General features: G+C 27.9%; 9 protein-coding genes. 4 read left to right on the forward strand and 5 right to left on the reverse strand.

Annotated elements, in window-relative coordinates:
* Nucleotides 1-129: 129 nt before the first annotated feature.
* The 5 genes from GOQ29_RS02435 to GOQ29_RS02455 all read right to left on the reverse strand — a co-directional run bounded on the left by GOQ29_RS02435 (nt 130) and on the right by GOQ29_RS02455 (nt 4,231).
* Nucleotides 130-1,272, reverse strand: coding sequence for a site-specific integrase (locus GOQ29_RS02435; protein WP_203371041.1), 1,143 nt, complete (start codon nt 1,270-1,272; stop codon nt 130-132).
* 55 nt (nt 1,273-1,327) lie between these two features.
* The gene (locus tag GOQ29_RS02440) at nt 1,328-1,774 is read right to left on the reverse strand and encodes an ImmA/IrrE family metallo-endopeptidase (RefSeq protein WP_203371042.1); all 447 of its coding nucleotides are present in this window, start codon (nt 1,772-1,774) and stop codon (nt 1,328-1,330) included.
* An 8-nt stretch (nt 1,775-1,782) separates the two neighbouring features.
* On the reverse strand, nt 1,783-2,073 hold the full coding sequence (locus GOQ29_RS02445) for a hypothetical protein (RefSeq protein ID WP_203371043.1): 291 nt from the start codon (nt 2,071-2,073) through the stop codon (nt 1,783-1,785).
* Between the two features lie 119 nt (nt 2,074-2,192).
* On the reverse strand, nt 2,193-3,797 hold the full coding sequence (locus tag GOQ29_RS02450; protein WP_203371044.1) for a GIY-YIG nuclease family protein: 1,605 nt from the start codon (nt 3,795-3,797) through the stop codon (nt 2,193-2,195).
* Nucleotides 3,798-3,823: 26 nt separating this feature from the next.
* Entirely contained in the window at nt 3,824-4,231 is a 408-nt protein-coding gene (locus GOQ29_RS02455; RefSeq protein WP_203371045.1) for a helix-turn-helix domain-containing protein, read from the reverse strand.
* A gap of 141 nt (nt 4,232-4,372) precedes the next feature.
* On the opposite strand from GOQ29_RS02455, the gene GOQ29_RS02460 reads away from it, so the two are divergent.
* From GOQ29_RS02460 to GOQ29_RS02475, 4 genes are all read left to right on the forward strand, one after another.
* On the forward strand, nt 4,373-4,600 hold the full coding sequence (locus tag GOQ29_RS02460; RefSeq protein ID WP_203371046.1) for a helix-turn-helix transcriptional regulator: 228 nt from the start codon (nt 4,373-4,375) through the stop codon (nt 4,598-4,600).
* Nucleotides 4,601-4,646: 46 nt separating this feature from the next.
* Nucleotides 4,647-4,901, forward strand: coding sequence for a helix-turn-helix domain-containing protein (locus tag GOQ29_RS02465; protein WP_350445960.1), 255 nt, complete (start codon nt 4,647-4,649; stop codon nt 4,899-4,901).
* Between the two features lie 149 nt (nt 4,902-5,050).
* Nucleotides 5,051-5,530, forward strand: coding sequence for a helix-turn-helix domain-containing protein (locus GOQ29_RS02470; protein ID WP_203371047.1), 480 nt, complete (start codon nt 5,051-5,053; stop codon nt 5,528-5,530).
* Nucleotides 5,531-5,572: 42 nt separating this feature from the next.
* Nucleotides 5,573-5,767, forward strand: a complete 195-nt coding sequence (locus GOQ29_RS02475) for a hypothetical protein (protein WP_203371048.1) — start codon at nt 5,573-5,575, stop codon at nt 5,765-5,767.
* Nucleotides 5,768-5,810 lie beyond the last annotated feature (43 nt).

Genomic DNA, 5,810 nt, shown 5'->3' on the forward strand with positions numbered 1-5,810 from the left:
TCATACGGTGCACGTAGAGACTATAGTATTACTAACTAGATAAGAACTGTACTTTAGAGATTTATAACATTTTAAATAGGGCATTTGCCACCCTGTTGCCACCGAGTATAATTATACTCGGTGGCAAATTTACTTATTATTAGATATAATTTTTTCAAATATATCAACACTTTCTTTTTTCATTTTGTTAGTAACATGAGAATAAGTATCCATTGTTGTTGATAATTTAGAATGACCTAATCTCTCCTGAATATCTTTTATATTTGCTCCTGCTTCAAGTAACATAGTAGCATGAGTGTGTCTTAATGAATGAAAATTAAAGTCTATCATTAATTCATAATTAACCACTCTAGACAAATATTTTAAAGTATTTGTAGTTACGTGATCTCCATTTTCTTTAGTACATACAAAATTAGATTTTTTATAATACTTACCATATCTTAATTTATTTTCTATTTGCCATTTCTTATGCTTTTTTAAAATATCTACTAATGTTTGACCTATTACAATAGTTCTATATGAAGATTGAGTTTTAGGAGGTCCTAATTCCCATATACCTTTTCCTTTAGGAATAAGAGTTTTAGTAACTGATATTGTATTGGATTCTAAATCTACATGATCCCATGTTAATCCACAAACTTCTCCAGCTCTCATGCCTGTATGAAAACTGATTTGTAAAGGTATATAGAATGTGCTTTTCCTTGGAAATCTTTTTATAATTTTATTAAAATCTTCTTTAGATATAATTTTAAGATTATCTTCATCTTTTTTATTTTCTTGAATTTTAGGTATTTTTACATATTGCATAGGATTTTCTTTAATTAATTGATATGGATATACTGCCATTTTTAAAGCTTTAGAAAGAACACCTAAAAAATTAGATAAAGAACTTTTAGAATATCCATTGATATGTTTATTGTTTATAAATTCTTGCAATTTAGCTGCATTAAGAGATTTTATTTTATATATCCCTAGTTTAGGTTTTATATGATTTTTTATAATACCTTTATAATAAACTTGTGTATTATGTTTGCAATTAATTAGTACATATTCTTTATACCAGTAATCAAAATAATCAGCTGTACTCATTTCTGTTTCATCTACTACAGTACCAGCCTTCTCAAATTCATTGAGAGCATTTCTTAAAGCTTCTAGGGCTTCTTTTTTAGTATTACCACCTACACGTTCAATCTTTTTTCTTTTGCCATCTACAACTCCTGCATCAAAGTAGAAATACCATCGCTTTCCCCTACGCCTAACTCCACCTTGCATTTAAAAACCTCCTTAATAGAATATATGTTCGGTTTAACGATAAAAAATATAATACTCATATTGAGTACACTTCTAAACTTTTTTCGTTTACATATAATGCCTTTGATATTTGTTCAATTGTAAAGCCTTCATAATATATACTATCTATTTTAATATTAAGTAGCTTAAGAGCAAAATAATCAGCCTGTTTTTCTAGTTTACCTTTATTTATAAGTTTATTATTGTATGCAGCTTGATATATTTTAGTATGTAAGAGAGCATGTCCAAGTTCGTGTGCTAAAATAAACTTTTCATATTTATACTCTAGATCATCTCTAATGAAAACAACCTCTTTTCCAAAATAATTTCTTTGATACATTGCTTCACCTTTTCTTAATAGTATATTATCTTTACTGAACTTTATTATTTCAATATCTAACTGCTGGTATAGTTCATGTATATTTCTAGTTTTATATATTTCAACTAAACCAGCAATTATATCATCCACCCATGGTAAATTCATTAAATCACCTACTTTATTTTCTTAAGCTCAATAATATCTGTCCAATTCTTAGCAGTTACTTCTTCTACTGTACTAATATTTTTATTTATTTTTTCTAGTTTAGAATTAATGATAATATGTCTATTAGCATTACTTGCTTCTACATCATCAAGCTTATTACTTACACTATCTACTTTATCTTCTAAAGTATCGAATCTCTTGTTAGTATCCTTTCTAAAGCTATTTAATTCATTTTTAGTTTCTTGTAATTCTGTATAAACTTTTTCTAATAAATCATAAATCTTTTCTTCATTATTCATGGTAATTCCTCCTAGTTTAAATTTTTAATCCTGATTCATTTCTAAACAGGTCGAATTCGACCTGTTTAGAAATTGGGATTATAAAGTTGTTCCTAAACACCTAAAAATTTATTTAATAATTAATCATCTAAAGCAGTTTCATTAATGTCACTATTTTCAGTATTGGTAGATGTAGTATCATAATTTTCTTGCGTTGACAAAGACTGTTTATATTCTTCCGCAAGCATTGTTCGATTAAATTCTGCCGTTTGGTCTAATTCATTTACTAAATCTTCAAGTTCATCAATACTACAATTAAAAAATTCTTTTCGCATATTAACTTTGTTCAATCTTTTGTTATTTAACCGATTATGTAATTCATTTTCTAGGGCTACCGCATCCTCTGAAAAAATAAAACTATGAACATCAAATTTAAAAGGTACAGAAGCACTTCCTAATTCATTTATTCTTTCTTGCGGGTCTATTCTTCTTGTCATGCCAATTTTAAATACCTGATCACCAAAAGAACCTAAATTACTAATAATATAAACATTTCCTGCTTTACCATTTTGAAGGTTTGATATTTCTTCTTTTTTAATAGTAACATCTGTAAGTTGTCCTTGTAATTCAAGGATTTTTGATTTTAATTTTTCTAATTCATCTGTATTATCTGTTGTATTCAATAGTTCTTGAGCTTTTTCTATTTCGTTTTTGAACTTTAACTCTTCACGTTCAACTTTTTCTCTTTGTTTCTTTAATATTTTTCTTTCTTCTGCTTCTTCTCTCATTTGTTGACGTAGGGCAAGTTGTTCTTGTTTGATTTTTTCTTTTTTAACATAGTAATTGTACTCAATTTTAGCAGCATTGATAAATAGATATTCTATCTCGCCTATAAACTTCGTAAGTGTACTAGCTATACTTTGATTCCCTTCTGATGCAATTTTTAAATACTTTTGAGTAACTTGCTTGATGTTCTCAACGGCTGTGTCAAGCTTATCGTATTTTAAACTATAAAGTATATTTTGTAGTTCAGCCCTTAAGGCAATAACCATTAATTGATAAATTGCTTGATTGGTTTTAGTGGTATATCTACTTTGATATTGAGTTAAGATTTTTTCTATGGCTTTATCATTTTCTTTAAAAGCTTTACGTAAATCTTTAACGTCCATATGATGCAATTTTAAAATAACAGATGGAATAGTTATCTTGATTTCTTCTATAATTGAATCTGGCAAAATAATATTTTCATAGGCTGGTTCATATTCAAAAAATGTTTCAATTGAATATTCTATACTTTTATATATTTCCTTAATACGCTTTATTTTATTTATTTGAGTTTTTAGTTGTTTATCTTTTTTATCTTTATTATTTTCAAGTCTTTCAATACTTTCATTAAGTTCATTAATAACAATCCTGCTATCTTCAATTGATTTTTCATGATTTGATTTTTCTTGTTTAATAGCTTCAATTTCATGAACTAAATTTTGCTTTTCTACTTCAAAATCATTTTTTTCTTTTTCTATTTTTTCGGTTAAATCGGTATACCGTGTTACACCAATATCATCTAATAATTTAGATTTTTCCGTGTACCATTTTTCTAATGATTTTGACTCTTTACTTTGTAAAACTAAAAGAATGATTCCAATTATTGGTGGCGCTACAAGAACCCATAACGCAAAACATAGTGCTATAATCCATGTTGATAAATACCATTTCTTTTTAGGGACTTGATTTTGATTGTCCATTTGTTTACCCCCTTTTAAAATTATGTTTACTTTTTATACTTATAACTAAGTATCCTAAGCTGATTCAACAGCTCATTAGCAAATTCTAGAACTTCCTCATCACTCATTGTATTAACATCAAATCCACCAAATCCCATTATAACGTTTTGCTCAAGAAGAAATTTTACCGCATCTTCTGGAGAAGTGAATTCTTCTGGAAAGGGGTCTTTTTTGTCTTTAGGTGAATTCTTTTCATCTGTCCTGCCAAGGAGATAGTCAGTTGTAGTATTAAGCACTTCAGCCAATTTATTAACTATTTCAATTCGTGGCTTTCTAGAACCATTTATATATCGCGATATAGTTACTTCAGTAACCCCCGATTGCTTAGCTAGCTCTTTTTGATTCATATTTCTTTCTTCTAATAAAGTTTGTAATCTTTTTTTAAACTTATCCATATGACCACCTCTTAACCAATATTATAATACATATGATAAAAAAAATAAAAAAAATAACCGAATTTATAATTTTATCCTTGACATTAACCAAATGGTATATTAATATATAATTAACCAATTGGATAATAAGGAGTGAAATAAATGAATAGTAATAAGTTAAAGGGAATAAGAATTGCAAAAGGTTATACTCAGAAACAAATGGCCATAAAGTTAGGGATGGCTATAAGAACTTATAATAGAAAAGAGTTAGGAATTGTAGAATTTAATAGAGCAGAAATACAAAAAATAGCACAAATTCTAAATCTATCATTAGATGAGATGAATGAAATTTTTTTTGATAATAAACTTACCTATCGGTTAATAAATTGATTCAAAATAGAAAATAAAACAACTCAATCAGCGTAGGAGGTGAGAGGTGTGGATATTGGTAAGTGAGGAAGTAGAAGGAGGTGTAAATATGGGTGATGATTTGCTTTTTACAGTGCCACAAATAGCAGCGATATTGAAAGTAAATAATAACAAAGTTTACGATCTATTTAAAGCAGGAATGTTAACACCTTTGAAATTAGGAAGATATAAAGTTTCTAGGAGTGAATTGATTGCATTCGTAGAGTCTTATAAAGGAAAAGATTTATCTGATTTAAGTAATGTAAAGAGTATAAGTTGGTAACAAAAAACAAATAGAAAGGAGGTGCCACGTTGACACCTAAAAGGAAAGGATTAGTTAGTTATGTAGGAAAGGTAAGAGATATGCCAGTTTTCAAGAAGAGTAATAATTAATTCTTAATTATATTTTATAACGGAAGGAAGTGAATTTGAATGGGGAAAGGATACGGAAACTTGTATAAAAAGGCTAGAAAAAATACGAATTTAACTCAAGAAAAAGCATCAGAATTTTTAGGAGTATCTAGAGATTCATTATCAGCATATGAAAGAGGTATAACTCCAGTACCTGATGATGTTGTATGTAAAATGATTCAATTTTATGAGACTGAATGGTTAGCTTATGAACATTTAAGGCAGTCTACAACGGTTGGAAGGAAGTATCTACCTGAAATACATCATTCAGATATAGCAGAGTCAGTATTAAAGTTACAAAAGGAAATAGATGATTTGAATGCTATTAAGAGAGATATGTTTTCAATAGCTTGTGATGGACTAATAGATAATCATGAATTAGAGAAATGGAATGAAGTTACTAAGGAGACTAATGAGGTTGCAGGAGCAGCATTAAGTTTAATCTTTACACAAAATAAAAAGACCTCTCTAGATGGCCGTCTAGAAGAAGTCAACTTGTAAAATATCTTACGTTAATTATACCAAATCAAGGAGGAATGCACAATGTTGAAGTTTGATATTGAAATAAAAGAAGATAAAAGAAGTAAAGAATTTATTCTACAAGATATGTACATTGCATTACAAAAATTAGATTCTATAAATAGACGAATAGAAGAATTAAAAGATCTAGAGGCAGAAAAAGAAAAGATTGAAAGTAATTTTATCAAATTATCAAAAGAATTATGGGAGGTAATATAAATGGAATATATGAATATAGTTGAAGAAAATTTGAATACAGAAG

The sequence above is a fragment of the Anaeromonas gelatinilytica genome, from assembly GCF_016820635.1.
In the GTDB taxonomy this organism is placed as follows: Bacteria; Bacillota; Clostridia; order Tissierellales; family SIT17; genus Anaeromonas; species Anaeromonas gelatinilytica.

What these genes read in the sequence shown, in the direction of transcription:
- GOQ29_RS02435 (WP_203371041.1), bottom strand. Translation starts at nt 1,272, where the DNA reads ATGCAAGGTGGAGTTAGGCGTAGGGGAAAGCGATGGTATTTCTACTTT.
- GOQ29_RS02455 (WP_203371045.1), bottom strand. Translation starts at nt 4,231, where the DNA reads ATGGATAAGTTTAAAAAAAGATTACAAACTTTATTAGAAGAAAGAAAT.
- GOQ29_RS02440 (WP_203371042.1), bottom strand. Translation starts at nt 1,774, where the DNA reads ATGAATTTACCATGGGTGGATGATATAATTGCTGGTTTAGTTGAAATA.
- GOQ29_RS02475 (WP_203371048.1), top strand. Translation starts at nt 5,573, where the DNA reads ATGTTGAAGTTTGATATTGAAATAAAAGAAGATAAAAGAAGTAAAGAA.
- GOQ29_RS02445 (WP_203371043.1), bottom strand. Translation starts at nt 2,073, where the DNA reads ATGAATAATGAAGAAAAGATTTATGATTTATTAGAAAAAGTTTATACA.
- GOQ29_RS02460 (WP_203371046.1), top strand. Translation starts at nt 4,373, where the DNA reads ATGAATAGTAATAAGTTAAAGGGAATAAGAATTGCAAAAGGTTATACT.
- GOQ29_RS02470 (WP_203371047.1), top strand. Translation starts at nt 5,051, where the DNA reads ATGGGGAAAGGATACGGAAACTTGTATAAAAAGGCTAGAAAAAATACG.
- GOQ29_RS02450 (WP_203371044.1), bottom strand. Translation starts at nt 3,797, where the DNA reads ATGGACAATCAAAATCAAGTCCCTAAAAAGAAATGGTATTTATCAACA.